The sequence below is a fragment of the Pontibacter sp. HJ8 genome (assembly GCF_054824225.1).
The window spans coordinates 1-1,384 of the sequence record NZ_JSYF01000297.1; the positions used below are offsets into that span (position 1 = coordinate 1).

The 1,384-nt window shown below is 55.9% G+C and carries 1 protein-coding gene; it reads right to left on the minus strand.

All coding sequences use genetic code 11. The features are described from left to right. Positions 1–50: 50 nt before the first annotated feature. The coding region (locus OB13_RS13455; protein WP_461490685.1) for an ABC transporter ATP-binding protein at positions 51–1,384 on the minus strand (1,334 nt) is incomplete at its 5' end.

Consider the following 1,384-nt stretch of genomic DNA (forward strand, 5'->3'; position numbering starts at 1 on the left):
ACTCGCAGGAGCTGCGCACACTGCGAGGTCTTTGGGGCCGCCGCCATACCTTAGCGGATCAACTCCTGCTTTCGTTCCCCGATCTGCTGGCGCCACATGGCGTAGTAGAGGCCCTTCTGCTCCACTAGCTCCACGTGGTTACCCTGCTCCACAATCTTGCCGCGCTCCAGCACGTAGATCGTGTCGGCGTGCATGATCGTGGAGAGGCGGTGGGCGATGAGGATGGTGATCTGCTCGCGGAGGTCCGATATTTCCCGGACAGTGGCCGTGATTTCCTCCTCGGTCAGGGAATCGAGGGCGGAGGTGGCTTCATCAAAAATGAGCAGGCGCGGATTGCGGATAAGAGCCCGGGCAATAGAAAGACGCTGCTTCTCGCCACCCGACATTTTCAGTCCGCCTTCGCCGATCTGGGTATGAATGCCCTTCTCGGAACGGGACAGCAGGTTGAGGCACGATGCTTTCTGCATGGCCATAATGATTTCCTCGTCGGTGGCGTCGGGCTTTACATACAGCAGATTTTCTTTGATGGTACCCGAGAACAGGTTCGTTTCCTGGGTCACAAAACCCAACTGCCGCCGGGCTGCGTTCAGCCAGATCTCGTGCGTCGGGAAATTGTTGTAGTATACCTCGCCGCTGAGCGGTGTATAGAGGCCAACCAGCAGCTTTACCAGCGTAGACTTACCCGATCCCGATGGCCCGACGAAGGCGATGGTGTCCCCGGTGTTGGCTTCAAACGAAATGCCATCCACTGCATTCTGTTTAGCGCCTCTGTGATGGAATACCACGTTTTCGAAACGCAGCTGTTGCAAAGGGCCGATGTCAATGGCCAGCTCAGGACGTGTCTCGACAGGCTTGTTCATGAGCACATCAAAGTTCTGGAGCGAGGCCTCGGCTTCGCGGTAGGTAAGGATGATGGTGCCTAAATCCTGCAGCGGGCCAAAAATGCTCACCGAAATAAACTGCATCGAGATCAGCTCGCCCGTCGTCAGCACATCCCGGAAAATGAGCCACAGCAGCGTGAACAGGATGGATTGCTTGAGCAGATTCAAGACCGTGCCCTGCAGGAAAGAGAGCGTGCGCACCCGCTTTACTTTCTCCATTTCCAACTCAAAAATGCGTTCGGTATGCTCGCGCAGGCGGCGTACTTCAGGGTAGGTCAGGCCCAGACTTTTGACCAGCTCGATGTTGCGCAGCGATTCGGTGATTACCCCGGACATTTTGTTCGAAGCCCGGTTGATGGAGCGTTGCATGGTTTTGATCTTGGCGCTGAGCAAACTGGTGAGACCACCCAGAACCAGTATACCGATCACAAAAATCGGAACCAGCGCCCAGTGCTTGGTAACCGCATACCATACCAGGAAGCCCACGCCCACAATAGAAGAGA